Origin of the sequence: Rubrivirga aquatilis (assembly GCF_046845665.1) — a bacterium.
Classification (GTDB): Bacteria; Bacteroidota; Rhodothermia; order Rhodothermales; family Rubricoccaceae; genus Rubrivirga.
The window spans coordinates 1,915,692-1,941,903 of the sequence record NZ_CP177355.1 but is presented as its reverse complement, the minus strand read 5'-3'; the positions used below and the strand labels follow the sequence as shown (position 1 = coordinate 1,941,903).

Genomic DNA, 26,212 nt, shown 5'->3' with positions numbered 1-26,212 from the left:
ACTGGGGCGAGACGACGCCACGGCGCGGATGGGGAGAGACCGGATGCGGAGGTCGACAAGCCAGCGGACCGGGTCCAGACGCCTCGAGGATACGCCGCAGCGAGCGCCCTGCCGCCCTACCCGGAGCCCTCCCCAAGGCGGACCGTCACGGCGTGCGGCTCGCCGTCCGAGACCAGCGGGATCCGGGCCGTCCCCTTGACCACCGGCGCGGCCTCGCCATCGACTTCGGCAGACGTCGCCCCGCCCAGGCCGTCACGGACCACGTGCACCACGTAGACCGTGCCGCGAGCATCGGTCCGGTAGCGCAGCACGTAGCCGGGCCAGTCGTCCGGGACGCGGGGCGTGAGGCAGAGCGCCTCGGCCTCGCGGCGGAGCCCGAGCACCGTCTCCACGGACACGCGCCACATCCAGCCCGCCGAGCCCGTGTACCACGTCCAGCCGCCACGTCCGACGTGGGGCTCGACCGAGTACACGTCGGCGGCGACGGCGAACGGCTCGGTCTTGTAGACGTCGGCCGCCCCCTGCGTGCGGGCGTGGTTCACCGGGAGGAGCATCCGCAGCAGGTCCGTCGCACGGTTGGGCCGGCCGCCCTCGGCGAACGCCCGGACGGCCCACAGCACGCCGTGCGTGTACTGCCCGCCGTTCTCACGGACGCCTGGGAGGTAGCCCTTGATGTAGCCCGGGTCGTGGTCCGTCACGTCGAAGGCCGGTGTCAGCAAGCGGACGAGCCCTGCCCGCTCGTCGACGAGGTACTGGTCGACGGCGTCGAGAACCTGGTCGGTGCGGTCGCCCGCGACGCCCGACAGGATGGACCAGCCCTGGGCGATGGCGTCGATCCGGCACTCGTCGTTCTGGGCCGAGCCGAGGGGCGTGCCGTCGTCGTAGAACGCGCGGCGGTACCACTTGCCGTCCCAGCCGTCCGCGTTGAGCGCACGGACGAGGGCGTCGCGGTAGGTCTGGTAGCGCGCGGTCCGCTGACGGTCGCCCCGGCCCTCGGCGATGGGGATGAACCGCTCCAGGATGTGGGCCAGGAAGAACCCGAGCCAGACGCTCTCGCCCTCGCCCTCATTCCCGACGCGGTTCATGCCGTCGTTCCAGTCGCCGGAGCCCATCAGCGGGATCCCGTGGCGGCCGGCCGTCAGCGAAATGTCGATGGCGCGCGCGGCGTGCTCGTAGATCGAGCCGGACTCGCCCGAGGGCTGGGGCGTCAGGAACACCTCGTCCTCGCCGGGCTCCAGCGCGCGCGCCGCGAGGAACGGCGCCTCCTCGTCGAGGAGCGTCTCGTCGCCCGTCGTCTCCAGCGTGAACGCGACCGCGTAGGGGAGCCACAGCAGGTCGTCCGAGAACCGCGTGCGGATGCCGGCGCCGGTGATCGGGTGCCACCAGTGGAGCACGTCGCCCTCCTCGAACTGGTGCGCGGCGTTTTTCAGGATCTGTGCGCGTGTCAGGTCGGGCCGGGCGTAGATGAGCGCGAGGCTGTCCTGGAGTTGGTCGCGGAAGCCGTAGGCCCCGCCGCTTTGGTAGAACGCGGAGCGTCCCCACAGCCGGCACGACAGGTTCTGGTAGAGCAGCCACCCGTTGACGAGCACGTCGAGGTCCGGCGCGGGCGTCTCGACCTGCACCGCCCCGAGCGTCTCCTCCCAGAACGCCGTCACCTGCGACAGCGCGAGGTCCGCCGCCTCCGTCGTCGCGTACCGTGTGACGAGCGTCCGCACGTCGGCGACCGTCTTGGCCTGCCCCAGCAGGAACACCACCTCGCGCATCTCGCCCGGCGCCAGCGCGAGGGGGACGTGGACGGCGGCGCACGGGTCGAGGCCGGTGTCGAGGGACCCGTCCAGCGGTCCTCCGGACGCGACGGCGGCCGGCGCGCTCGCGTGCCCGTTGCGCCCCAGGAACGCCGCCCGGCTCGCCGACACCGACGCCACCTCGGCGCCCGCGACGGCCACGAACGCCAGCCGCTGTCCGTACGTCTGGTTGTAGGGGTTGTGCGCCAGCACGGCCCCGCTCTCCGCGTCGCGCTCGACGATCACGTAGGGCGCGTTCGGCTCGCGCCGCTCGCCCAGCACCAGCTCGGCGTAGCGGTACAGCGACAGCTGGCGCGGTGCCTCCGAGGTGTTGGTGATCCGAAGGCGGACCAGCTTCACCGGGTCGCGGCGGGGTACGAACGCCGTCGTCTCCGTCTGGAGGCCGCCCCACTCCGCCGTCCACGAGGTGGCGCCCCAGCCATGGCGCGTCTCGTAGGGCGTCGGCGCGGGCGCCGGGCGCGGGGTCGGGGTCCAGAACACGCCGGCTGCGTCGTCGCGGAGGTAGATCGCCTCGCCGGCCGGGTCGGTCACCGGGTCGTTGGACCACGGGGTGAGCTTGTTCTGCTGCGAGTTCCGGGCCCAGGTGTAGCCCTCCCCGCTCTCGGTCGCTGTGAACCCGACGGCCGGGTTGGCGACCACGTTGATCCAGGGGAGCGGCGTCCGCGTGTCGGCGTCCCCGCCGGTCTGGCGGATGACATATTCGCGGCCGTCGTCGGTGAAGCCACCGTAGCCGTTGTCGAACCGGAGCGGCTCGCCGACGCGCGTCGGCACGTCGGCCGTAGTGCCCGAATGAGCGAGCCGCCCGGCGGCCTCCGCGTGCATCGCCGGGACGGCGGTCGGAGGGCGCCGCTCAGGCCGCCCGAGGTCGGCCTCGATCTCGACCATGGAGATGAGTGCGGGGTCGGTACCCCCCTCGCCCTCGGGCCCCGACGATTCCAGCAGCATCGGCACCTCGCCGTCGAACACGGCGCGGGCGGCGGACAAGAAGAGCGTCAGGTCCTCGTCGGGCATCCCGTCGGCGCGGCGCAGGAAGACGCCGCCGCGCTGGCCGAGCAGCCCGCGCACCGGCGAGCCCTCCACGGCTTGCGTGAGCGCCTCTTGCAGGCTGTCCGCGTAGCTCGGCGGGTGGTCGTTGAGGACCACCAGGTCGACCTCGAGGCCGCGGCGGCGCCAGAAGGCGTGCATGCGGAGCAGCAGCCGGAACGCGTCGAGCTGCTCCATCCGGGCAATCCGGAAGGCCACGATCGGCAGGTCGCCCGAGACGCCGTAGGCCCAGAGCCCCGACTGGGGGCGAACGTTCCGCGCCCGGAGGGCCACCGGGGACGCCAGCCGGGGGTCGGCGTAGAGCAAGCGCCCCGCCAGCTCTTGGGCATTGAGCGCCTCCTCACCGGTCAGCCCGAGGTGGCCGAGCTCGACCAACCCGTACGTCGACGCCAGCTCGAAGGCGCGCTGGGCGGCGTCGGGGTGGTCGTAGCGCTCCGCCAGCCGCTCGGCCTCCTCGCGCGAGTCGGCGATGGCCAGCGAGAACACGACGCGCGCGCTCTCCTTCGGCTGGAGCGTCACGATGCGGCGGAGCGAGACGACGGGGTCGAGCACGGCCCCGGCCGTCCGCGACAGCTTGGTCCCGGCGTCCATCGCCGCCGGCGCGTCGAGCGTGCGCCCCCGGCCGACAAAGCGCATCCGGTCGGTCTCGTATTGGAGCGGGGTCGTCACGGCGCGGTCCGCGCGGGCGAGCCCCTTGTCGGCGACGGCGTGGACCAGCCACCGGCGCACGTCGTCCTCGGCCCGGGGCCGCCGCGTCGCCAGCAGGGCGTTGTTCTTGGGGAGGTACTCCGTCTCGACGAAGAGCTTCGAGAACGCGGGGTGCCCGAGGTCCGCCACGGGCGACTGGAGCACGACCTCGGCGTAGCTCGTCAGCTCGACGGTCCGCGGCCGGTCACCGTAGTTGGTCACCGTCACACGGCGCACCTCGGCGTTGTCCTCCGGCGAGACGACGACCTCGGTGAACGTCTCAATCCAGTCGTCGACGCGGGCCGTCTCGACCTTGTTGAGGTGGACCCAGACGTCGTAGCGGTCCGGCGGCTCTGCGGACGGCACGGGCTGCGCCGCCGCCGACCAGTACCGCCCCGACTCGACGTCGCGCACGTAGATGAAGAGCCCGTCGGCATCGCGCGTGCGGTCGCCGTGCCACCGCGTCAGCGCCACGCCCTCGGCACGGGAGTAGCCGGTCCCGGAGGTCGTCAACAGGGTCGCGTATCGGCCGTTGGACAAGAGCGCGGCGTGGGGCGCGGGCTCGCCGACGCCACCGCCTGGGAAGTGCTCCACCCGGGCCTCGACGGGCGCGATCTCGACGGGGTCCACTTCGTTCTCGTCGAGCGGGTGCGGGTCGATCTTCTCGACGACGGTCGGCACCCGCTCCTGGAGCAGGATCTCGACCGAGCGGACGAGCGGGTCCCGGTGGAACCGGTCCTGGAAGCGCCCCCCGTCCAGCGCGTTCGCGACCGCGAGCAGGCCCATGCCCTGGTGGTGCGCCATGTACGAGCGGACGAGCGACGACGGCTCTCCCGAGGTGCGGCTCGGGGTGTAGTCGATCGCCTCGTAGTAACCCAGCGGCCCGAAGGCACCGGCATCGTCCAGCTTGGCGAGGTTGGAGAGCGCCCGGTCGGGGCGGACCATGAGCGCGAGCAGCGTCGAGTACGGCGAGACCACGTAGTCGTCGCCGAGCCCGCGCTTGAGGCCGAGGTACGGCACGCCGAAGGCGCGGTACTGGTACGTCAGGTGGAGGTCGAGCAGAGCGTAGCCGCTCTCGGAGATCCCCCACGGCCGGTCCTTGGCGCGGCCGTACATCCGCTGGAGCGAGACGGCGTTGTAGCACGCGTCGTAGAGCAGTGTCCGCTCGTAGAGCCGGGTGTAGATCGCGGGCATGAGGTACTCGAACATGGTCCCGCTCCACGACAGCAGCGCGCGGCGGACGCCGGTCACACGCGTCGGGCGGCTGAGGTGGAACCAGTGCTCGGGCGGGGCCTCGCCCTTAGCGACCGCGAGCAGCGACGCGAGCCGGGCCTCCGACGCCAGCAGGTCGTAGGTGTAGCTGTCCTGCCGGGCCATGCCCGCGTCGTAGCCGATGCGGAAAAGCTGGCGGTCGGTGTCGTAGAGCGGCCGGAAGTCCATCTCGCCGACGAGTCGGTCGGCGCGGTCGGCGAGGGCCCGGGCGGCGTCGACGAGCGCCGCGAGGGCGTCGCGGGAGCGGCCGAGCGTGGCTCGCGCGTCGGCCCCCAGGTCGCCGTCGAGCGCGAGCCCAACGCGGACGGCCAGCCCGCCGAGGGTAGTCGCCGCGTCGAGGTCGGCGGCAACGGCCGAGGGCAGCACGTCGACCGTCAGCCAGGGCGCCAGCGTGGCCATCTCGTCGGCGTAGGCGCGGCCCTGGGCGGCGAAGGCGGCGGCCCACTCGCGCGTCGCCTCGGGCTCGCCGGCGCTGGCCTCGGCGAGCGCGGCTCCGAGGCGCGCCACCTCGGCGATGCGGCCGTACCAGCCGGCCACGCCCGTCGGCGCCCGCTCCGCCAGCACCCGGGCGACGGCCTCCCGCGCCTCCCGGGCCGGGCCGGTCGCGACGGACACCTCGGCAAGCGTGTCGCGGAACCCGTCCAGCAGGCGCGCGCCCGGCCACCGGGCCTCCGTCACCTCCAGGAGCCCCTGCTTCAGGGCGATCAGCGCCCCGGCCAGGTTGCCCGAGTCGACCGTCGAGACGTAGCGCGGGGCCATCACGTCGCCGGTCTCAGTGCTGTACCAGTTGTAGAGGTGCCCCTGGTACCGCTCCAATGTCTCGACGGACGCCAGCATCGCCTCGACACGGCCGACCTCGTCGGTGCGCGTGAGGTAGCCGAGGTCGCGGGCGGCCTGGACGGCGTTGAGGGCCAGGCCGATGTTGGTCGGCGAGGTCCGCCGCGCGAGCCCCTGGGCGGGCTGGATCTGGAGGTTGTCTGGTGGGAGCCACCGGTCGCGTTCGGTCAAGACCTCCTCGAAAAAGCGCCACGTCCGCCGCGCGATGGTCCGCAAGCGGACCCGGTCGTCGGCCGTGAGCCGGTAGTCTTCCCGCTCGATGGGCTGGCTGATGGACCGGGCGATCCAGGGCGCCGCGATCCAGGCCGCCGCGAAAGGGAGCGCCGTGATCCAGGCGATGGGCTCCGCCAGCGTCACCGACGCGAGGACGAGGGCGCCCCACCCCACCGAGGCCCACATCGAATGCGGCACGTCCCGGGTAGACTCCTCGGCCTGCTGGGCCGTCGTCCACTCCAGCAGGTTCGTCTTCGAGACGCTCATGCGCCACAGCGTCCGGACGATGGCGTCCAGCATGACGACCGACTGGTGGGCGAGGAAGGCGACCGACAGCCCGATCTGGCGCGCGTGCATCACGGCGTCGGCCCAGAGCACTCGGAGCCAGCTCGACGTGACGGTGTCGGGCGGCTGGAACAGGACGCCGTGCGCGGCGGGCGCGTAGATGGGGAACGCGAGCACGAACAGCGCGATCAGCGTCCACACGAAGGGCGAGCCCGGGAGGACCGTCCACGCCAACAGCAGGAAGGCCAGCAGCGCGGGCGGCGTCAGGCTCCGGCGCAGGTTGTCGAACAGCTTCCACCGGCCGACGACGGAGAGCGGGTTCTTTTTCCACGTGCCTCGGGCGTCCTTGACGCGTGGCATCAGCCAGGGCAGCAGCTGCCAGTCGCCGCGGACCCAGCGGTGCTGGCGGAGCGCGAACGACGCGTAGCGCGACGGGAAGTCGTCGAAGACCTCGACGCCGGTCGCCAGCGCGGCGCGGGCGTGGTTGCCCTCCAGCAGGTCGTGCGAGAGGACGGAGTTTTCCCGGACGGCGCCGTCGAGCGTCCGGCGGAAGGCGTCGACGTCGTAGAGGCCCTTGCCGGTGTAGATGCCCTCCCCGAACAGGTCTTGGTAGGCGTCCGAGACGGCCGTCGTGTAGGGGTCGACGCCGGGGCGGCCCGCATAGACGCGCGCGAATAAGGTCTGGCGCCCGCTCTCCGGCGAGATCGAGACGCGCGGCTGGAGCACGCCGTAGCCCCGCGTGACGCGGCCCTTCTCGGGCGAGCCGTGGGGCCGGTTCAGCGGGTGCGCCGCCGTGGCGACCAGGGCACGCGCGCCGTCGGGCGTCGTCCTCGTGTCGGCGTCGAGCGTCAGGACGTAGCGGACGGCGTCGCCCTCGGTGGCCGTCCGGAAGTCGCCCTCGACGACGACGTAGGTGGTCTTCGCGTCGGGGTCGCGCAGGAGGTCGTTGAACTCTTCGAGCTTGCCCCGCTTGCGCTCCCAACCCATCCAGACGCCCTGCGCCTCATTCCACAGCCGCTCGCGGTGGAGCAGGAAAAAGCGGTCGCCGAGGTCGGCCCCGTCGCCCTGCGCGCGGGCGGCCCGCGACCGCTCGTTGAGCCGGCGGATGGCGCCGCGAGCGGCCTCGACCGTCGCGTCGTCGCCGGGGACACGCTTCGCCGGCGCGTCGGCCCAGTCGGTGAGCAGGGCGTAGCGGAGCGCGGCGTCCGGGTTCGCGAGCGCGTGGACTTCGAGGCGCTCGACCATCTCCCGCGCGTGCGCCGGGGACGTGATGAGGGTCGGGACCACGACGAACGTGCGCACCTCGCTGGGGATGCCCGCCTCGTAGGCCAGCCGGGGGAGCTGGCGGGGCGGCAGGAAGCGGACGACGTTCCAGTTGACGAACGTCACCGCGAAGTCGAGGAGCGGCAAGAAGGCGGCGGCGACGGTGAGCGCCAACCACCCGGCGTCGGCGCCGCCGGCGTCGGCCACGCGGACGGCCGCCAGCAGCCCGAGCGCGGTGACGAGGGCGATCCCGCCCAGGTAGACGACTGTGGGGTGCCGCTCGGCGAGCCAGTAGAGCCGGCGGCTGGGGCGGGCGTGGTAGCCGGCCGCCTTGCCGAGCCGCCGCGCGCCGGGCCCCACCAACCAGTAGCCGACGTGGTCCGTCGCGGCGCCATCGGGGTCCGGCCCCGCCTCGGCCGCTTCGCGGGCCAGAGCCATCGCCCGCTCCGCGACGCCGAACTCGGTCTCCGGAGAGCGCCGCGCGATCCGCTCGGTGACGTGGCGGTAGGCGTCGCGCGTGCCCTCGTCCATGGTCGCGTACACGCCCGCCGGGTCCTCGCGGAGCGTCTGCTCGACGGCCGAGAGCCGCTCGACGATGGCCCGCCAGTCGGTCTCGGCCGCCGCCCGCAGGGCGCCGACCGCATTCGCGATGGAGCCGCGCCACTGGGTCTCGCGCTGGGTCTGGATGTGCTCGACGTCGTCGAGGGAGAGCCGCCGGGCGCGGAGCCGGTGCTCCACCCACTCCATCGCCATCGTGTGGCCGCCGCGCGCCTGCACGGCCGCCGCGAGCGCCAGCGCGAACGGGCCCGACAGCGGGGCCCGCTCCCGGGCGACCGTCGCGAGGTAGCTGCCGACTTCGTCGGGGCCGTCGAGCGCCGCCAGGCGGCTGGCCACGGCCTCGGCGCCCTCCCGCTCGCGGCGGGCCTCCCGGAGCGGACGCGCCAGCGCTGCGACCCGCTGCGCCAGCACCACCCGGAGCATCATCGGCAAGGCCCACAGCTCGGCGAGCGTGAGCAGCTCGACCTCCTGGTAGCCCGCCACGAACAGCTCGAGGTGCTCCGGGTCGACGCCGTTGTCGGCGTGCTCGGCCAGGCTCTCGACGATCTCGTAGATCCGGGGCAGCCCCTGGTACGGCCCGGCGGTGAGCTTGGGGAGCACCCGGTAGTAAGCCCGGGGAACGGCCGTCTCGGCGTCGCGTGCCTGGTCGCGAATGATGTGGTAGTTGTCGAGCAGCCACTCCGTCGCCGGCGTCAGCGTCTCGCCCGCCTTGCCGGCCGCCGCGAGCACGCGGTAGGCGTCGGCGAGGTCTCCCAGGGCCTCGCGCAAGAGGGGCCGGAGCGGGCGGCCCCGCGAGGGCTCCTGCTCGACGGCCTGCGTCCGGGCCAAGCGGCGCGCGTGCTCTGCGAGGTGGACCGGCTTGAAGAGGCTCTCGACGGTCGGTCCGGGCACGGGCAGAGGGGAGGGGTCTGCCGCCAACGCGCTCGGGCGCCCGGCGGTCCCTCCGCGAGCCTGCCACGCGTCATTTTTCGCCGCTCACCCCGTCGAGCCATCCGCCCTCAAATCCGCACCGCTGGAGCCCCACCGCGAGCGGCCCGACCGTCCGCATCAGGTCCCAGACGAGGCCCGAGCGGTGGTTCTCGACCGCGAGCACGATGGGCCCCTGGTTGAGGGCATAGTGATGCTCCGAGACCCAGCCGAGCGGGCCGCCGCCGTCGGGGAAGGTGGGGTTGAACGAGGCCTCGAAGCCAAACCGATCCTCCCGCGCCTCGTGCGTCCGAGCCAGGCAGTGGAGGCAGTCGAGGACGGCCTCGGGAGCGAACGGCAGGCTGGCGAGCGCGGCCCACGGCGCGAGCGTCCCGTCGTCGGGGCCGAACGGCGCGCCCCGGGCGCGGTAGCCCCAGAACCGGCGCTCGCGGCCGTCGACGGTGAGCACGCCGGGCCCCGGCCCGTCGGAGGCCGTTAACCCCCAGGCGTCCGCTCCGTAGCCGGCGAATCCACGCGGGTTGCGGCGGGCGTACTCGCGGTGGATGAGCGTCGACCGGCGGCTGTTCTCGAAGTAGTCCGTCGGCGCGCCGAGGCGGGCGGAGGCGGCGCGCATCGCGGCATCGCGGACCCCGCGGAGATCGACCCAGAGGTGCGAGAACTGGTGGATGAACAGCGGGCCCGCGTACAGCACGTCGTGGCCGTAGATCCGCTTCCAGCGGTAGCCACGCGTCGAGGCCGCGAAGGCGCCCGCGGGGACCGGGTGGGTCGGCGAGCCGGCAGCGAGGGCGTAGAGCAGCAGCGCCTCGGTGTAGCCCTCCCAGCGGTACCGCAAGAACCCCCGCTCGGGGGTCCACCCCATCGTGACCGTGTCGCCGCCGTCGCGGGCCCAGTCCCAGTCGACGGCGCGGTACACGGCCTCGGCGCCCGCGCGGATCTCCGCCTCGGCGGCGTCGGCGTCGTCGAAGAACGCGGCGGCGCAGAGGAGGCCGGCCACCAGAAATGCCGTGTCGATGGTCGAGAGCTCGCTGTTCCACGCGCGGCGCCCCTCGGCCATGTCGAGGAAGTGGTAGAAGAAGCCCCGGTGGCCGACGCCGTCCTTGGCACCGCTCTGGGGAGCGTCGCGGAAGAACCGGACGGCGGCGAGGGCGATCTGCGCCGCCCCGGCTCGCGTCACCCATCCGCGCGTCACGGCGACGGGCAGCGCCGAGAGCGCGAACCCCACGGCCGCGATCGACGCCGGGCTGTCGGGGACCGTGCTGTCGACGACGAGCCCGTTCGCCCAGTTCGTCTCTTGCGCGAAGTACGCGAAGGAGGCCCGGTGGACGGCGTCGAGGAGGGAGGGGTCGGAGGGCGGCTCTGTCATGGCGCGGAGGAACGGCGGACGCCGCGCCCGGGTCCTGCGCCTCCCCCCTCCCGCTCCTCGTGACGCACCTCCCCGTTCTGCTCGCCCTCGCTCTCGCCGTCGCGGCCTGCGGGCCGGGCCCCGCCCGCCCCCCCGGCGGCGCGATCGATGGCCGCGTCGCCGAGGCGACCGCCCGGTTGGAGGCCTCCGACGCCGGGCGCCGCGTGCTCGCCGCCATCGACGCGCACGGCGGGCTCCGCGCGTGGTACGCCAACGGCCCCCTTCGCTACCGGTATGCCTACGTCCGCCTCGACAGCACTGGCGCCCCGGCCGGCGACCCGCTCGACACGCGCCAGCTCGTCGACCCGTGGTCGGCCCGCGCCGTCCACACGCTGGCGGCCGACTCGTCGGTCTCGTTCGGCTGGACCGGCACCCAGGCCTGGGCCCGCCCGGCCGGCGCCGAGCTCCCGACCGACGGCCGGTTCTGGGCACTCACGCCGTACTACTTCGTCTCCATCCCCTTCGTCTTCGCCGACCCCGGCGTCCGCCTCGCGCTGGCGCCCGCCGACACCGTCGAGGGCCGCCCCGTCGACGTGGTGCACGTGGCCTTCGAAGCGGGCACGGGCGACGCGCCCGACGACTACTACGACCTCCTCCTCGACCCGGCGACCGACCGCGTCGTCGGCGTCCGCTACGTCGTCTCCTACGGGCCGTTCAATCCTGAGGGTGGGCACACGCCGGAGACGCTGATGCTCTACGACGGCGCACAGACGGTCGGCGGCGCGACGGTGCAGGAGGGGTTCCGCTCGTTCGCCACGGCGACCGGCCAGCCCAAGGCGCGCGGCACGGTCACGGAGCTGGCGGCGGCGCCCGAGACGCCCGACGCCGCCTTCGGCCGGCCGCCCGACGCCGAGGTGCTGCCAGGCCTGTAAGCGCCGTCTGCCATTCACGCTCGGCGTCCGGCTGACTGTCCAGACAGCGCCTCTGACCTCGCCAGCGAGGTCCGCGACCTCGGCGCCGAGGCGGGGGTGGTAGGCGCTTGCGCCTACGGCTGGGACGACGGCGGCACCATCCCGTTGATCCGCATGTAGGTCACGAGGTTGCCGTAGTGCTCGTAGTTGTGGGCCGAGTTGAAGGCCAGGATGGCCGAGGCCGCCATCGGGGTCCCGAAGAAGCTCTGGATCTCAGCGCCCTGCGCGTCGGTCATCGCATCGTAGACGCCCTCGCAGTAGGCGAGCGCGGTGCCCAGCGCGACGACGATGTCGGCCTTGGCGCTCAGCGTCTCCTCGAAGTTGGCCTCGTTGGGGCTCTCCTCCCCGGCCGCCGCCGCGCAGAACGCGTACTGGGCATTCGCGACGTGCGCCAGGATCTGCCCCGCCGTGCGGACGCTGTCGGCGGGCTGGTAGGCGTACATCGCCTCGTCGAGCTGCTCGGCGGTCGCCATGAGATTGCCGGCGGTGATGCCGTGGAGGCCCTTCAAGCTGGCCGTGACGGGCGAGTCCTGGGCGGACGCGGCGGAGGCGCCCGCGAACAGGCACAGGGAAAGGACGGCGAGCGTTCGGAGTGTAGTCATCGGTCTGGACCCCCAGGTCCGGTTGCGGAACAGAGGCGACGCCTCTTGCCGCCAATGTAGGCGACACCGCTCAATCCGAGACCGGACGTGGAGTGAGGCCCCCGCCCGCCTCGCGCCAGGGGCGGGCGGGGCTACAGCCGCTGCTCGAGGCTCGACGCCCGCCGGACCGTCCCGCCGACGACCAGGCCTGCGGCAATCAGAACGATGTTCTTGACGATGTACTGGCCTTCGAGCGTCAGCGCGAACACGTCGAGGGGCGACGTGAACGGCCAGATCGAGAAGCAGACTGCGGGCAGCACCACGAACGGTAGGAACGTGCCCGGCATCTGGAGGGCCAGCAGGAGCAGCGCGCCCCGCGCAAAGGGCCGGACGAGCAGCATCCCGCCGATCAGGATCTCCCACACGGCCAGGATCGGGTAGAACGCGTCCGCGTCCACGAAGAAGACCGTGCTCTTGACAAGGGCCTCGGCCGGGCTCAGGCCGGGCACAAGCTTCAGCGCCCCGAACCACACGAACACGAGACCGATGGCGACGCGCAACAGCCGGACCCCGTGGCGGCGCATGAACTGAGCGATCCGGTCGTCGAGACGATCGAGGGTGGTGGGGAGCGTCATGGCGAGTCAGGAGTGACGCCTCTAAGACGCGCGACCCCGGCCCGCGCCGCGAACGGGCGGGGGAGAGCGCGTGGCGGATCGACGAAAGCGCGTAAGCCGAACGCACACGACGGCGTCTCGGGGGGCGCCCGATCTTGGCCCCATGCGTCTGCTCTTCCTCGCTCTACTCGCCCTCGCCGCCTGCGCCGACGCCCCCGACCCGGCCGAGGTGCCCGATGCCGTCGTCGAGGCGGGCGCTCCGGCGACCGCCGAGCTCGCGGCGGGCGGGGCGTTGGGCGTCGGAGACCGGGCCCCCGACTTCCAGCTGCCCGGTGTTGACGGCGCGACCGTCCGGCTGTCGGACCTGCTGATCGACGGGCCGGTCGTGTTGACCTTCTACCGAGGCGCGTGGTGTCCGTACTGCAACACCCAGCTCCGCGACTACCAGCAGGCGCTCGCCCGCGTCGAGGCGGCGGGCGCACAGCTGGTGGCCGTCTCGCCGCAAGCGCCCGACAGCTCGACGGCGCTCGCGGACCGGGCGGCGCTGGCGTTCCCCGTGCTCTCGGACCTCGGCAACGCGGTTTCCCGCGCGTACGGACTCGTCTACCGCGTCGACGACGCGACGCGACGGCGGTACGAGTCGGTCGGCGTCGACCTCGACCGCTACAACGGGACCGACGACTGGGAGCTGCCCGTCCCGGCCACGTATGTCGTCCGCCGCGACGGCACCATCGCCGCCGCGTTCGTCGAGGCCGACTACACACAGCGGGCCTCGGCGCGGATGGTGCTCGATGCGCTCGACGCGCTGGGGTAGCGAACTCACGCGCAGATCCGCCGTTACCTGAGTCGCCCGGCCTGCGGCCGAACCCGCACCCCTCCCCTGCTCCGATGCGCGCCCTCCCCCTCGTCGCCGTTCTCGCCCTCGCCGCCTGCGGCACCGCCGGCACCGCCGCCGATGTGACCGACGCGGCTTCCTTGGAAACGTATCTCCAGAGCCGCAACCTGGAGGTGCTCCAACTTCCCGGCCCGGCCGAGAGCGATTTTGACGCGGGCCTCCGACACGCCTTTACCGCGGCGTACACCGTCACCGGTACGCAGCCTCCGGGGCGTCCGCTGGACCCGACCGACTCTCGCATCATCGGCCAGCGCCCCCCGGGCCCGGCGACGGTCGACCTCTACACGTTCGACTCGGCTGCGGACGCGGAGGCGGGGATCGACGCGCTCAAGCGGTCCCGCCTGTTCGGCGAGCTGTACTGGCGGGGCGGCGTCGTGGTCGCCGTCCGGGGGGGCGTCCCGACGCTGCGGCTGGCGCTCACCCGCGCCTTTGGCACGCCGCTCGGGGTGTAGCGGCCGCAGGCCGCCGACGCCACGCGACCTCCGACCGATCCACCCGACGGCCCCTCCGATGCGCAAGCTCTCGCTCCTCGCCGCCCTCGCCCTGACCGCTGGCTGTGCGACGATGGCTCCGGCGCCCGCCGAGGCCCCAGCCAGCCCCGATGCGCTCGTGGACTACCTCACCGACCGCCACATCGACCTGAGAGCGACGGTCGCCGACGCCCCCCTCGTGGCCGGGGCCGACGTGGCCGTCTACGCTGTCGGTCGGGGGGAATACGAGCCGTCTCGCCCGCGCCGCACCGGCGACTCTGATTTCGACCCCCGGTCGCCGTCGGATCTCGGCGTCCGGCACGGTGACTCGTACGCCTACACGTACACTCGGGCACGAGGCTCGGCCCCGCCGCTCGTCTGGGTGTACACCTTCGACGGCCCGGCGGACCCGGACCGGGTCCGCCATGCGCTCGGGCTCGAAGGCGCCCAGGTGTACGCTGGAGGATCGCTCGTCGTCGTCCCGACGACCCCGCCCCGCGAGCTGGCGCGCGCGCTCGAGGCGGCGTTCGGCCCCGCTGTGGAAGGCTAGCGTCCGCCACGCCGGGTTCGGCAGCGGTCCGCCTCCGCCATCGTGGGAGGGCACGGCCATAGGCCACGGGGCCTTTCGGTGTGCAAGGCGCAAGGTGGGGTCTGATGCGATTGGACCAGTCGGCTGCTAGGGCGTGCCGGTAGAATGCTCGATCCGAACCCTCCGGCCGACTCATGCCGACCGCCCTCCTCTCGCTCCTGCTCTGCCTGGTCCTTGCCGTCCCTGCGGTCGCCCATCCAGCTCGCACGCCCCGCGCGCCGGTGTCTGCGCACTCCGCCGTCGGGCTCTCCATCGGGGTGCCCATCGTCGCCGTCGCGCTGGGCGCGACCGCAGCTGACAGCAATCCGGTGGGAACGGCCTTGATCGTCGCCGGAGTGTTCGCGGGTCCCTCAGCCGGCAACCTCGTCCAGGGTGACTATGGGGAAGCGCTCGTCGGTACGGGGCTCCGCGTAGCCGGGGCGGCGGCGGTCGGCTACGCCTTTGCACGGGCCTTCAACGGCACCGGCGCCAACGCGCTGAACTCGGGCCTCGCGGTCGCCGGCGTCGGCGCGTTCGGCATTGGGACTGGGTATGATGTCGTCACGGCCGCGCGCGCCCCGAAGAGGAGTGTCGAGATAAGCGCAGCGGGCGCCGGGCTGGCGGTTCGCGTCGGTCTCTGACCGAGGCAAGGGTGGCGTCGAGCCGGGCTGGAGCGTTGCTTTGTACGCGGTTGCGGCGGCACTCGTCATACCCCCTCTCCGACCCATGCGTCTTCTCGCTCTCACGGTCCTTCTGGCGGGCTGCGCCACGTCCGGCACGGCCACCGACCCCGTCGACCTCGACGGGACCGAGGCCCTCCTCGACTACCTCGCCGACCAGGGCTTCATTGTCGAGCCCGCCGGGCTGACCACGTCGACGATCCCGCTGGTGACGGCTGCGACGTACCGCGTGACCGGCGACGCGAGCCCCGCCGTGCTCGAGGTCTTTGAGTTCGAGACCGAGGCGGCGGCGGCGGACGGGCTGACCCGCCTCCGCGCCGAGATCCGACCGCGCGTGAGCCAGGAGGTCTTCACCCGGGGCGTCTTGGTGGTCTACACCCGCGCGGCCACGTCGCGAACGACGCGGAACGCCCGGCTCCGGCGCGCGCTCGCCGACGCGCTCGGCCCTCCCCGGGGTGGGGCCTGACGCCCACAGCGGCTACCCCTCGAACTCGCCCCACACCTCGCGGAGCCGCCCGGCGATCTCGCCAACGGTCGCTTGGGCCTCGACGGCCGCCAGCACGTGCGGCACGACGTTCTCGTCGCCCCGCGCCGCCCGCTCGACGCCGTCCATCGCCGCGGCCCACGCGCCCGGGTCGCGGCGCTCGCGCAGGGCCTGGATCCGGGCCACCTGCTCTTCGCGGACCGAGTCCGGCACGCGCAACAGCTCGAAGTCGGCGTCGTCCCCGTCGCTCTGGAAGCGGTTGACGCCGACCACGACGGCCTCGCCCGCCTCGATGGCCAGCTGCGCGTGGTACGCCGAGCTCGCGATTCGGTCTTGATAGAAGCCCTCTTCGATGGCCGCGACCGCCCCGCCGAGCGCGTCGACCTCCTCGATGAGCCGCGTCGCCGCCGCCTCAATCTCGGCCGTCAGCCGCTCGACGTGGTACGAGCCCGCGAGCGGGTCCACGGCGTCCGTCACGCCGGACTCGAACCCGATCACCTGCTGGGTCCGCAGCGCGAGTGTCGCCGCCTGCTCCGAGGGCAGCGCGAGCGCCTCGTCATAGCCGTTCGTGTGGAGCGACTGCGTCCCGCCGAGCACGGCCGCCAGCGCCTGCACCGTCACGCGCGGCACGTTGACGAGCGGCTGCTGGGCCGCGAGCGTCGAGCCCGCGGTCTGGGTGTGGAAGCGCAGCATCTGGGCCTTGGGGTCGGTCGCCCCGAACCGGTCGCGCATGATGGTCGCCCACATCCGCCGGGCCGCCCGGAACTTGGCGACCTCCTCGAAAAAGTCGTTGTGGGCGTTGAAGAAGAAGCTCAGCCGCTTGCCGAACGAGTTGACCTCGAGCCCGGCGTCGAGCGCGGCCTGGACGTAGGCGATCCCGTCGGCGAGCGTGAACGCCAGCTCTTCGACCGCCGTCGCGCCGGCCTCACGGATGTGGTAGCCCGAGATCGAGATCGTGTTCCAGCGCGGCGTGTGCTCGGCGCACCACGCGAACGTGTCGGTGATAAACCGCATCGACGGGCGCGGCGGGTAGATGTAGGTCCCCCGCGCGGCGTACTCCTTCAAGATGTCGTTCTGAATCGTGCCCCCCAGCTTGCGCGGGTCCGCCCCCTGCTCCTTGGCGACGGCCACGTAGAGCGCCAGCAGGATCGGCGCGGTCGCGTTGATGGTCATCGAGGTCGTGACCTTGTCCAGCTCGATCCCGTCGAACAGCCGCCGCATGTCCTCGATCGACGCGATGCTCACGCCCACCTTGCCGACCTCGCCCTCGGCGATGGGGTCGTCGGGGTCATACCCGATCTGCGTCGGCAGGTCGAAGGCGACCGACAGCCCGCGCGCGCCGGCCGCCAGCAGAGCGTGGTAGCGCTCGTTCGAGGCCTCGGCGGTCGAGAAGCCGGCGTACTGGCGCATCGTCCACAGCCGCGTCCGGTACATCTCGGGGTAGACGCCGCGCGTGTACGGGAACGCGCCGGGCTCGCCGAGTCGGGCGTCGAGGTCGGCGGGCAGGTCGGCGGCGGTCGCGGCGGCGCGGGCAGTGTCGGTCGGCATCGGCGTGCGGAGGGGGCCGGGCCTACGCCCGACCGGCGCCTGTGTGCCGTGAAGCGCCCGCGAGCCGTCCTCCGCTCGCGAGCGGTCTCCGGTCAGTCCGCCAGCGTCTCCGCCGTCAGCATCGCGTCCTCGAAAAACGTCACCGCGCCCGATGTCACGTCGTGCATGGCGCCGACAATCGCGAGGGCCCCGCTGGCGACGAGCCCGCGCAGGACGACGCTCCGGTCGACCATCGCCTGCACCGTCCGCCGGACGTTCTCCTCCGCGACGGCCTGCACGAACACAGGGTTCGCCGACGAGCGCTCGCCCTCGGTACCGACCGCGTCGACGGCCGGGGCGATGTTCGCGAGCGTGCTCGTCAGGTGGCCCAGCTCGACGTGGTCGCAGGCGCCCTTGACGGCCCCGCACTCGGTGTGCCCGAGCACGACGATCAGCTTCGAGCCCGCGACGGCCGTCGCGAACTCCAGAGACCCCAGGATGTCGGTGTTGACGAAGTTGCCCGCGACGCGCGCCGAGAACACGTCGCCGACGCCCTTGTCGAAGACGATCTCGTGGGGCACGCGGCTGTCGATGCAGCCCAGGATCGCGGCCATCGGGTACTGCCCGGCGGCCGTCGCGCGGACCTGGGCGAGAAAATCGCGCTCGACGGGCTCGGCGGCGAGGAAGCGCCGGTTGCCGTCCTTCATCAGCTGGAGGACGCTGGCGGGCGTAAGTGCCGCCTGCGTGTCGGCGGTGAGCGGGGCGGTCAGGTCGCGGGTCATGGTCGTCGGGGCGGGAACGGGCGGGGCGGACCCTTGCGAGGGTGAGGGGACCGAACCGAGATGAAAGGGTGGAAGGTCCGCCACGGTCGAGCAGTCCGCCCGGCCGAGCGGACACAGCGCGGCCCGGAGAACGGGAGGGTCCTCCGGGCCGCAGCGTACAAACGAGTCGGAGGGGCGGCTAGCGGGCGAGCGACTCGGCGGTGATCATCGAGTCCTCGAAAAAGGTGACCTCGCCCGTCGTCACGTCGTGCATGGCGCCGACGACGATGAGCCGGCCCTGCTCGACGAGCCCGCGCATCACGGGGCTCCGGTCGACCATGTTCTGGACGGTCATCTCCACGTTCTCGTGGGCGACCGCCTGGACAAAGTCCTTGTTGGCCGACGTCCGCGGGCCCTCGATGTCCCGGACGGCGTAGACGGCCGGGGCGATGTTTGAGAGCGTGCTCGTCAGGTTGCCGAGCTCGACGTGGTCGCAGGCGCCCTTGACGGCCCCACACTCGGTGTGCCCGAGCACGACGACGACGCGCGAGCCGGCGACGGCCGTCGCGAACTCGAGCGAGCCCAGGATGTCGGTGTTGACGAAGTTGCCTGCGATGCGGGCCGAGAAGATGTCGCCGACGCCTTTGTCGAAGACGATCTCGTGGGGCACACGGCTGTCGATGCAGCCCAGGATCGCGGCCATCGGGTACTGCCCGCCCGCCGTCTCGCGGACCTGGCTGAGGAAGTCGCGTGAGACGGCCTCGCCGGCGAGGAACCGGGCGTTGCCGTCTTTGAGACGCTGGATCACGTCGAGCGGCGTGAGGTCGGCCTGGGCTTCAGCCGTCAGCGCGACCGCCGGGTCGTAGTCGTACGTGGGGGACTGGGCGTTCGTCGTGGCGCATCCGGCGAGGACGACGGCGACGAGGAGCGGGAGGGTGCGGAGGGAACGGGAGAGCATGGGTGGGAATCGGGGGAGGCCGCGCGGGCGCGTACCGGGAGGGGGGGAACGCCGAACCCGACGTGGGCGGCGAGAAGGAAACCAGAGGGGTCGGCGGCGCAGACGTGCGCCGGCGACGGGCCAAGCGGTCCAGCGGCAGGCCGGACCCGACGGCTAGCGCGGCGGGGGCACCGGCGGCGGCCCGGTCGACGACGACCGGCGCTCGCCGGCGGCCGCTCGGGGCTCGGTCTCCGCGAGCTCGACCGCGGCACCGTGCGGCTCGCAGTCGCCCTCGGCCTCGGCCATCTCTTCGGCCGGCGGGAGCGTCTCGGCCGGGGCCGACTCGTGCGGCCCGTCGTCCACCAGCGCCGCCCACGCGTCCGGCGCGCCGCCCAGCAGGGCGGCGGCGAGTGCGAGCAGGGAGAGCCATTGGGACATGCGGCATCAATTCGCGCCGATCCGCCCGCGTTCCACCGGCGTACTCTCATTCGACCCGCCTTCATCGTTGCAATGGACCGCCCGCCCCGCGACCTCTCTCCCGACGACCGCCTCCGCCACGAGGTCGCCGCGCTGCTCCGGGGCCGCCAGGCCCACGTCGACGCCCACCGGGCCCTCGACGGCATCCCCGTGGACCGCGTCAACGACCGCTTGGAAGGGGGCCAGCACTCGCTCTATGATCTGGTGGAGCACCTCAGCCGCGCCCAGGCTGACATCCTGGAATACGCGACCGACCCCGGCTATCGCGCCAAGGCGTGGCCCAGCGACTATTGGCCGCGCAAGCCGGCCTCGCCCGCCGACTGGGCCCGAGCCAGCGAGGGGTACGTCTCCGACCTCGACGAGCTGATCGACCTGGCGGAGACCGGCGAGCTCTTCGACGAGCTGCCGTGGGCGCCGGGCTACACCCTGTTGCGCCAGCTGCTGCTCGCGGCGGATCACAACGCGTACCACCTCGGACAGGTCGTGGCGCTCCGCGAGCGCTTGGGGCTGTGGCCGCCGCCTGCCGTCCGGTAGTGCGGCACGCGAGGTGTCGGCGGCGATAGGTTCGGGGCGTACCCTCCCGCGCCCATGCCCCGCCTCGCCGCCCTCTTCGCCGCCGTCCTGCTCGCGCTCTCCGCCAGCGCCCAACCGCAGGTCCCGCTCGCCATCGACTACGCCGTCGAGGGGACCGTCTCGTACGACCCAGCTGTGCCGACGCCCGACGCCGTTCTGGGCTACACCATCGGCGAGCGGCACACGCGGCCCGAGGAGGTCGTCCAGTACCTGACGGCCGTCGCCGCCGCGTCGCCGCGCGTGGCCCTCGGGTTTCACGGGACGACGTACGAAGGCCGGCGGCTGGTCCACGCCGTCGTGACGGCGCCCGCCAACCACGCGCGCTTGGACGCCATCCAGGCCGCGAACCTGCGCCTGAGCGACGCGCCCGGCACCGTCGACGACGGGATGCTGGCGGCGATGCCCGTCGTCGTGTACCAGGGCTACTCGGTCCACGGCAACGAGGCGTCCGGCACGGAAGCGTCGCTGGTCTACCTCTACCACCTCGCCGCGGCGCAGGGGACGGAGATCGACCGCCAGCTGGCGAACGCCGTCGTGCTCCTCGACCCGATGCTCAACCCGGACGGCCGCGACCGGTTCACCGACTGGGTGAACGGCTGGCGCGGCGCGGCCGACCTCGCCGACCCCCAGGACCGCGAGCACCGCGAGGTGTGGCCCTACGGACGGACCAACCACTACTTGTTCGACCTCAACCGCGACTGGCTCCCGACCGAGCTGCAGGAAAGCCGGGGACGGATGGCGTGGTGGCACAGCTGGCGCCCGCAGGTGTCGACCGACCACCACGAGATGGGGTCGGAGGCCACGTTCTTTTTCCAGCCCGGCATCCCCTCGCGGGACAACCCCAACACGCCCGCCGCGACGATCGAGCTGACCGGCGCGATTGCCGGGTACCACGCCGACGAACTGGACCGGATCGGCTCGCTGTACTACTCCGAGGAGAGCTTCGACGACTTCTACTACGGCAAGGGCTCGACGTACCCCGACGTGAATGGCGGCGTGGGCATCTTGTTCGAGCAGGCGTCGAGCCGGGCGCTCGTCCGCGAGACCGACGCGCACGGGGAGTTGGGCTACGCGTTCACGGTCCGCAACCAGGTCGCCACCTCGGTCTCGACGTTGAAGGCGGCGGTCGCCCTGCGCGAGCGCCTGCTGGCCAACGCCCGCACGTTCTACGGCGAGCGGCCGTCGGGCGCCTACCTCATCGCGCTCGACGAGCGGCGCACGCGCGGGCAGGCGCTGGCGCAAGCGCTCACGCGGAGCCGCGTCCGCGTCCACGCGCTCGACGCCGACGTGACGGTCGGGGGCCGTCGGTTCACGGCGGGGCAGACCCTCGTGGTGCCCCTCGACCAGCCCCAGGGCCGGCTCGTCCGGGCCGCCATGGAGCGGACGCTCACGTACGGCGACAGCCTGTTCTACGACGTCTCCGCGTGGACCTTCCCGCTGGCGTACGGCGCGGTGACGGCCGAGACCGACCGGGCGCCGGCCCTGGGCGCGCAAGTGGACCCCGTGTTTGACGGCGGGCGCGTCGTCGGTGGTCAGGCGCGCGTGGCGTACGCGATCCCGTGGGACCGCTACTTCGCGCCGCGGGCGCTCCGACGGCTCCACGACGCGGGCGCGGTCATCCGGCTGGCGCAGTCGCCGTTCCAGGCACAAGCGGGCGGGGCCCGGCGCACCTTCGAGCCCGGGACGATCGTCGTGGCGGTCCGCCAGTCGGGCGCGTCGGCCGACTCCGTCCACGCCGTCGTGGCGCGGGCGGCCCGGCTCGACCACGTCGAGGCCTTCGCGCTCGACTCGGGCCGGACGCCCGTCGGCAACGACCTCGGATCGAGCGCGTGGCCCGTCTTGGACGCGCCCCGCATCGCCCTGCTGGCGGGCGAGGGCGCCAGCGTCTACGGCGTCGGCGAGGTGTGGCACCTGCTGTCGGAGCGCTTTGGCCAGCCCGTCTCGCTGGTGGACCCGGCCGCTCTCCCCGACCTCGATCGCTACACGGTCCTGATCCTAGCCGACGGCGGGTACGGCACGCTCGACTCGACGGCGACGGCCCGGATCCGGAGCTGGGTGCGCGACGGCGGCGTGCTCATCGGCATCCAGGGCGGCGCGCGGTGGGCCGCCCTCGCCGGCTTCTTGGACTCGGAGATGCGCGAGACGCCGACGGACTCGACGGCCCGTCCGTACTCCGAGCTCGACGCCGCGCGCGGCGCCCAGGCCCTCGGTGGCTCCATCGTCGAGATGACGCTCGACCCGACGCACCCGCTGGGCTACGGCTACCCCGCGTCGGTCGCCGTTTTCAAGCGGGGCACCGGCCTGTTCGAGCCGTCCGACCCGCAGACCGGCGCGAACGTCGGCGTCTACAGCGACGCGCCGCTGCTGAGCGGCTACGCCTCGCGCGCGATGCTCGCGCGGCTGCCCGGCGCGGCGGCGCTCAAGGCCGGCCGCCTGGGCGGCGGCCGCGTGGTGCTGATGGACTTCGACCCCGCGTTCCGCGCCTTCTGGCGAGGCACCGACGGGCTGCTGCTCAACGCGGTCTATTTCGGGCAGACCTTCTGATCCACCGGGTCCCGGGCTCTAGCTGAGGCCCGGGACTTCCCCGCTGGCGCCGTCGCCCTCCGACGAGGCCGGCTCGGCGGCGTAGTCGCGGAAGCGCAGAGCGGGCTCGGAGATGCCCTCCTCCATCAGGTGGAGCTCGTCGAGCACGTCGCCCGGCTCGTTGCCGCAGGGCCGGGCCGGCTCGCGGGCGATCCCGAGCACGCCCTCGCGGCGGTCGTAGTACGTCTCGTGGACGAAGCACGTCCCGTCGGGGTGGACGACGAGACGGTAGCCCCAGTACGAGATGTCGCCGAGCGGCGCGCCCGACACCGTCGTCGAGGCGAGATCGAACCCGCAGGGCGGCGTAAACGTGTTGCGGAGCATGAGATCCAGGGGTGGGGTCCAAAGGTCGCCACGGCGGGTGGCCGTCGCACGGGGCAAACGGCCTAGCCCGCGACGGCCTCGGCCCGCTCGCGGAGCCGCCCGAGAACCCGGAGCGCATCCTCCAACACGTCCGGCGGGACGGCCTCGGCGACGCGGCGGCGGACCTCTTCGTCGCTCAGCCGGTCGTCGGGCGAGACGTAGCCCTCGGCGCCCAGGAACGCCGCCAGCCGCTCCGTCTGGCGCTCCTGGAACCGGCCCACGTCGCCCCGGTCGAGGCACGCCAGCAGCGCCTCGGCGTCGCCGCCGCAGTCGCCGCACAACGCCGTGATCTCGTCGATGAACACGTCGGTGACGGCCCCGGACGTCTCCAGCACCTCGCGGTCGACGGGCCGGCCCCTCCCCTGCCGCCACGCCGCCCGCCACGCAGCGACGGCGCGAGCCCGGAGCGCGAGCGTGCCGAAGTCGGGCACCGGCGACGGCTTGCCGCGCTCGACGGCGGCGCGGAGCTGGCCCCACGTCGCGTAGCCTCGGCGCAAGCAGGCGGCCACGTCGACAGGATCGGGCATCAAGTACCAGACGTGGAGCGCCTCGAGGTCGTCCCAGGCCGTCCACGCGGAGACGCCGGCGGCGTCGGCGTAGTCGGTGGGCGTCGCGCCCTCCGGATCCGGGACGGGGCGCGAGGCGGACGGAGCGGGCGTCGCGTCCAGGTCGACGGCGACGAGCGCGGAGGTGTCAGGGAGCGCCAGAAAGCGGCACTCCACGTCCGGGTGGTCGGCCGCGAGCCGGCGCCACTTGGCGACCTCCTCGGCTTGCGCGGTGAAGTAGAACACCTGCCGTCCCTGACGGCACAGCCGCAGCACGGCCTCGACAATCGCGCCCGCCCGCTCGTCGTCGGAGTTGGCGAGCGCCTCGTCGAGCAGGAGGGGCAGCCGGACGCCGACCTCCTGCTGCTCGGCGAACGCGAGGCGGACCGCGAGGAGCAGCTGAAGGCGGGTCCCCGACGACAGCTCGTCGAGCCCGAATGCCCGGCCCTTGCGCGCGTCGAAGGCGCGGAACGCGGTCGACTCGGCGTCGAAGTCGAGCCGGAAGCGGTCGTCGGTGATGTCGGCGAGCACCTCGCGGGCACGTTTGAACACCTGCGGCAGGTGCTGGTCGCGCGTCTCAGCGGCGACGTGGTCGGCGAGCGCGTGGCCCACGAGCGCGTCGGCCTGCTCGTCGTAGGTCCGCTCTAGGGCGTCGAGGGCGCGGGCGTGCTCGGCGTGCGCGGCGCCCAGTTCGTCGGCCGTCCGCGCCTGGGCGACGAGCGTCTGGATCTGGGTCTTCTCCTCGATCCACTCGTCGCGGCGGGCGGCCCGGGCGTTCGCCGACGCGAGCACCTCCGCGAGGTCGGCACGGTCGAGGGCGGCCACCTCCGGGGTGTGCCGGGCGTGGGACTGCGCTCGCGTCCCGGCCTCGTCGGCGAGCGCATGGGCGCGGGCGGCCTCGTCGAGCGCCGCTCGGTACGCCGGACGGGCCGCGCAGAGCGACGCGACGGCCTCGGCGGCGGGCTCCGCCAGCCCGAGCCCGGCAAGGAACTCGTCGCGATCGGCCTTCGCCTCATCGAGCGCGACGTCGGCGTCGCCGGCGGCCTCGTCTAGTCGGGCGGCCGTCGCGCGGAGCCGGTCGCGCTCTGTCACGTCTCGCTCGACGCGGGCGACGGCGCCGGTTGCCCCGGCGGCATCGGTCGCGGGCTCCACGGGGACGCCGTCGAGGGCATAGTTGAACAGGTCGAGGGCCGTCACGAGCGCCCCGCGTGCGGCGTCGCGGGCGGCGTCCGCCACGCCTAGGTCACGGGCGGCCTCCTGCCACGCCAGCACGGACCGCGTCAGCAAGTGGAGCGCCTCCGGCGTGTCGGGCGTCCCGATGCCGAGCGCCGCGCCGATCTCGTCCGCCTCGGCGTCCATGCGGCGGGTCTCGTCTTCGAGCAGCAGCAGCGCCCGGTCGAGCTCCTCGACGGCGTCCTGCCACATGGCCCGCTCCTTCTGCTCGACCGTCTGGCGCTCGATCCCGTCGAGCATCTTCTGGACGACCGGGACCGACCACTCCGCCGGCTCGGGCACGGGCAGCCCACCGAACGCCTGGCGCGCGGCGACCGCCGGGCTCTCGGGCGGGTCGACGACGCGGCCGAGCACGACGGCCACGGCGGCCAGCGCGAGCGCGGCGCCCAACAGCCACCACGCGGCGGGCGTCAGCACCAGCGCCAGCGCGACGGCGAGCACGGCGACGCCGCCGGCGGCGATCCAGACGGGCGTCGGCGCGAGCCCGAGCGGGCGGGCCTCGGCCTCGGTCGTGTGCGCGAGCCACCGACGCAGGAGGTCGGCCGCGCGGCGGAGCTCGTCGGCGTCGTGGAAGCGGACGGCGTTGAGGCGGGCCTTCGCCGCCGAACGCCGCGCCTCGTATTCCTCGACCCGGCCACGAAGCTTGCCCGCTCGCTGCGCGAACGCCGCCACATCGCCGAGCGCCGTCACGTCGACGGTCGGGGCCGTCTCGATGTGGCCGCCCAACGTCTCGCGTGCCCGCCGCTCGCGCTCGGCGGCGGCGGCGCGGGCCGCCTCGGCGGTCTCCAGCGCGCGCGTGGCGGCGTCCACCTCGGCGGCTCTGGCCCGCAGCTCCGCCGGCTCCGGCGCCTCGACGGCCTCCCAGCCGTGCTCGGCGAGCGCCGCACGCGCCAGCGCACGGTCCTCCTCGACCTCCTCCCGCCGGGCCTCGGCCTTGCGGACGGCTGCGCCGAGCGCGTGGTAGCGGTCGAGCGTGTCCTCCTGCACCGCCGCCAGCGCGGCGTCGAACGACCCCACCACGCGGTCGGCCGCCTGGGCGGCCTCCATCCGGGCGGCGGCCTCGTCGAGTTGGCGGTAGAGGTCTGCCAGTTCGGCGGCGTCGGCGGCGTCGCTGGCGCGGTCGGCGAGCTCGCCCAAGCGGTCCTCCCGGGCGCGCAGGCCGTCGAGGGCCTGGCGGCGGCGCTGGACGGCGCGGGCGGCCTCCTCGGCCTCGCCGGTCAGCTTGAGCCGCTGCATCGGGGCGGCGCGGAAGCCCAGCGCCTCGCGTGCAGCGTCGAGGTCGACGCCGCCGGCCGCGTCGCGGCGGATCACGTCCGCGAAGGCGTCGCCGTCGGCCGCCAGCAGGTCGCCGAGCGAGAACTCGTAGCGGTCGCGGAACGAGCTGTCGGGGAGGGGGATCCGGTCGGCGGGCTGCCCTTCGCGCAGGTACCGCGCCACGCCCGCCTCGATGTCGACGCTCCAGGCGTCGCCGCCGAAGGTGAACGCGGCCGTGTACGTCGGCCGCGCGGCGGCGACGGTCTCTGGCCACAGCACGCCGTGGATGGCCCGCGCCATCGTCGTCTTGCCCTGGCCGTTCGGCCCGTAGACCACGTTCACGCCGGGCCCCAACGCGGGCGCCGCCAGCCCGGGCTGCGGGTGGCCGTAGAACGTCCGGACGGAGAGGGCGGTCAGGTCGAAGCGGTCCATGGGAGCCGGGCGGTCGGTGAGTCGGTCCGTG

Annotated in this window: 18 protein-coding genes; 8 read left to right on the top strand and 10 right to left on the bottom strand. The window is 73.5% G+C overall.

Annotated elements, in window-relative coordinates; genetic code table 11:
- Positions 1-116: 116 nt before the first annotated feature.
- Entirely contained in the window at positions 117-8,855 is an 8,739-nt protein-coding gene (locus tag ACLII4_RS08330) for a GH36-type glycosyl hydrolase domain-containing protein (protein WP_412070442.1), read from the bottom strand.
- A 70-nt stretch (positions 8,856-8,925) separates the two neighbouring features.
- Positions 8,926-10,254 (bottom strand): glucoamylase family protein, encoded by a 1,329-nt coding sequence (locus tag ACLII4_RS08325; protein WP_412070441.1) that lies wholly within the window; start codon positions 10,252-10,254, stop codon positions 8,926-8,928.
- Between the two features lie 59 nt (positions 10,255-10,313).
- Between ACLII4_RS08325 and ACLII4_RS08320 the strand changes: the two genes are divergently transcribed.
- Positions 10,314-11,165, top strand: a complete 852-nt coding sequence (locus tag ACLII4_RS08320; RefSeq protein ID WP_412070440.1) for a hypothetical protein — start codon at positions 10,314-10,316, stop codon at positions 11,163-11,165.
- Between the two features lie 113 nt (positions 11,166-11,278).
- Here ACLII4_RS08320 and ACLII4_RS08315 read toward each other — a convergent pair whose 3' ends face one another.
- Entirely contained in the window at positions 11,279-11,806 is a 528-nt protein-coding gene (locus ACLII4_RS08315) for a DinB family protein (protein WP_412070439.1), read from the bottom strand.
- 131 nt (positions 11,807-11,937) lie between these two features.
- The gene (locus tag ACLII4_RS08310; RefSeq protein ID WP_412070438.1) at positions 11,938-12,420 is read right to left on the bottom strand and encodes a hypothetical protein; all 483 of its coding nucleotides are present in this window, start codon (positions 12,418-12,420) and stop codon (positions 11,938-11,940) included.
- A gap of 142 nt (positions 12,421-12,562) precedes the next feature.
- On the opposite strand from ACLII4_RS08310, the gene ACLII4_RS08305 reads away from it, so the two are divergent.
- From ACLII4_RS08305 to ACLII4_RS08285, 5 genes are all read left to right on the top strand, one after another.
- A complete protein-coding gene (locus ACLII4_RS08305) occupies positions 12,563-13,213 on the top strand; it encodes a peroxiredoxin-like family protein (protein WP_412070437.1) in 651 nt (216 codons plus the stop codon).
- Positions 13,214-13,287: 74 nt separating this feature from the next.
- A complete protein-coding gene (locus ACLII4_RS08300) occupies positions 13,288-13,746 on the top strand; it encodes a hypothetical protein (RefSeq protein ID WP_412070436.1) in 459 nt (152 codons plus the stop codon).
- Positions 13,747-13,804: 58 nt separating this feature from the next.
- A complete protein-coding gene (locus tag ACLII4_RS08295) occupies positions 13,805-14,314 on the top strand; it encodes a hypothetical protein (RefSeq protein WP_412070435.1) in 510 nt (169 codons plus the stop codon).
- A 173-nt stretch (positions 14,315-14,487) separates the two neighbouring features.
- Positions 14,488-14,973 carry a hypothetical protein gene (locus ACLII4_RS08290; protein WP_412070434.1) on the top strand — a complete coding sequence of 162 codons (486 nt, stop codon included), beginning with the start codon at positions 14,488-14,490 and terminating at the stop codon, positions 14,971-14,973.
- Positions 14,974-15,058: 85 nt separating this feature from the next.
- A complete protein-coding gene (locus tag ACLII4_RS08285; protein WP_412070433.1) occupies positions 15,059-15,478 on the top strand; it encodes a hypothetical protein in 420 nt (139 codons plus the stop codon).
- A 12-nt stretch (positions 15,479-15,490) separates the two neighbouring features.
- Here ACLII4_RS08285 and ACLII4_RS08280 read toward each other — a convergent pair whose 3' ends face one another.
- From ACLII4_RS08280 to ACLII4_RS08265, 4 genes are all read right to left on the bottom strand, one after another.
- On the bottom strand, positions 15,491-17,044 hold the full coding sequence (locus ACLII4_RS08280) for a methylmalonyl-CoA mutase (RefSeq protein WP_412070432.1): 1,554 nt from the start codon (positions 17,042-17,044) through the stop codon (positions 15,491-15,493).
- Between the two features lie 92 nt (positions 17,045-17,136).
- The gene (locus tag ACLII4_RS08275) at positions 17,137-17,805 is read right to left on the bottom strand and encodes a carbonic anhydrase family protein (protein WP_412070431.1); all 669 of its coding nucleotides are present in this window, start codon (positions 17,803-17,805) and stop codon (positions 17,137-17,139) included.
- Between the two features lie 178 nt (positions 17,806-17,983).
- Complete coding sequence (locus ACLII4_RS08270; RefSeq protein WP_412070430.1) at positions 17,984-18,742, bottom strand: carbonic anhydrase family protein; 759 nt, start codon at positions 18,740-18,742, stop codon at positions 17,984-17,986.
- A gap of 153 nt (positions 18,743-18,895) precedes the next feature.
- Entirely contained in the window at positions 18,896-19,159 is a 264-nt protein-coding gene (locus ACLII4_RS08265) for a hypothetical protein (protein WP_412070429.1), read from the bottom strand.
- A gap of 72 nt (positions 19,160-19,231) precedes the next feature.
- Between ACLII4_RS08265 and ACLII4_RS08260 the strand changes: the two genes are divergently transcribed.
- Positions 19,232-19,732 carry a DinB family protein gene (locus ACLII4_RS08260; protein WP_412070428.1) on the top strand — a complete coding sequence of 167 codons (501 nt, stop codon included), beginning with the start codon at positions 19,232-19,234 and terminating at the stop codon, positions 19,730-19,732.
- 54 nt (positions 19,733-19,786) lie between these two features.
- On the top strand, positions 19,787-22,315 hold the full coding sequence (locus ACLII4_RS08255) for a M14 family zinc carboxypeptidase (protein WP_412070427.1): 2,529 nt from the start codon (positions 19,787-19,789) through the stop codon (positions 22,313-22,315).
- An 18-nt stretch (positions 22,316-22,333) separates the two neighbouring features.
- Here the strand turns inward: ACLII4_RS08255 and ACLII4_RS08250 are convergent, their stop codons facing one another.
- Complete coding sequence (locus tag ACLII4_RS08250) at positions 22,334-22,678, bottom strand: hypothetical protein (protein ID WP_412070426.1); 345 nt, start codon at positions 22,676-22,678, stop codon at positions 22,334-22,336.
- A gap of 62 nt (positions 22,679-22,740) precedes the next feature.
- Positions 22,741-26,181 (bottom strand): hypothetical protein, encoded by a 3,441-nt coding sequence (locus ACLII4_RS08245; protein ID WP_412070425.1) that lies wholly within the window; start codon positions 26,179-26,181, stop codon positions 22,741-22,743.
- Between the last annotated feature and the right edge of the window lie 31 nt (positions 26,182-26,212).

What these genes read in the sequence shown, in the direction of transcription:
- ACLII4_RS08325 (WP_412070441.1), bottom strand. Translation starts at nt 10,254, where the DNA reads ATGACAGAGCCGCCCTCCGACCCCTCCCTCCTCGACGCCGTCCACCGG.
- ACLII4_RS08315 (WP_412070439.1), bottom strand. Translation starts at nt 11,806, where the DNA reads ATGACTACACTCCGAACGCTCGCCGTCCTTTCCCTGTGCCTGTTCGCG.
- ACLII4_RS08310 (WP_412070438.1), bottom strand. Translation starts at nt 12,420, where the DNA reads ATGACGCTCCCCACCACCCTCGATCGTCTCGACGACCGGATCGCTCAG.
- ACLII4_RS08305 (WP_412070437.1), top strand. Translation starts at nt 12,563, where the DNA reads ATGCGTCTGCTCTTCCTCGCTCTACTCGCCCTCGCCGCCTGCGCCGAC.
- ACLII4_RS08300 (WP_412070436.1), top strand. Translation starts at nt 13,288, where the DNA reads ATGCGCGCCCTCCCCCTCGTCGCCGTTCTCGCCCTCGCCGCCTGCGGC.
- ACLII4_RS08295 (WP_412070435.1), top strand. Translation starts at nt 13,805, where the DNA reads ATGCGCAAGCTCTCGCTCCTCGCCGCCCTCGCCCTGACCGCTGGCTGT.
- ACLII4_RS08290 (WP_412070434.1), top strand. Translation starts at nt 14,488, where the DNA reads ATGCCGACCGCCCTCCTCTCGCTCCTGCTCTGCCTGGTCCTTGCCGTC.
- ACLII4_RS08285 (WP_412070433.1), top strand. Translation starts at nt 15,059, where the DNA reads ATGCGTCTTCTCGCTCTCACGGTCCTTCTGGCGGGCTGCGCCACGTCC.
- ACLII4_RS08280 (WP_412070432.1), bottom strand. Translation starts at nt 17,044, where the DNA reads ATGCCGACCGACACTGCCCGCGCCGCCGCGACCGCCGCCGACCTGCCC.
- ACLII4_RS08275 (WP_412070431.1), bottom strand. Translation starts at nt 17,805, where the DNA reads ATGACCCGCGACCTGACCGCCCCGCTCACCGCCGACACGCAGGCGGCA.
- ACLII4_RS08270 (WP_412070430.1), bottom strand. Translation starts at nt 18,742, where the DNA reads ATGCTCTCCCGTTCCCTCCGCACCCTCCCGCTCCTCGTCGCCGTCGTC.
- ACLII4_RS08265 (WP_412070429.1), bottom strand. Translation starts at nt 19,159, where the DNA reads ATGTCCCAATGGCTCTCCCTGCTCGCACTCGCCGCCGCCCTGCTGGGC.
- ACLII4_RS08260 (WP_412070428.1), top strand. Translation starts at nt 19,232, where the DNA reads ATGGACCGCCCGCCCCGCGACCTCTCTCCCGACGACCGCCTCCGCCAC.
- ACLII4_RS08255 (WP_412070427.1), top strand. Translation starts at nt 19,787, where the DNA reads ATGCCCCGCCTCGCCGCCCTCTTCGCCGCCGTCCTGCTCGCGCTCTCC.
- ACLII4_RS08250 (WP_412070426.1), bottom strand. Translation starts at nt 22,678, where the DNA reads ATGCTCCGCAACACGTTTACGCCGCCCTGCGGGTTCGATCTCGCCTCG.
- ACLII4_RS08245 (WP_412070425.1), bottom strand. Translation starts at nt 26,181, where the DNA reads ATGGACCGCTTCGACCTGACCGCCCTCTCCGTCCGGACGTTCTACGGC.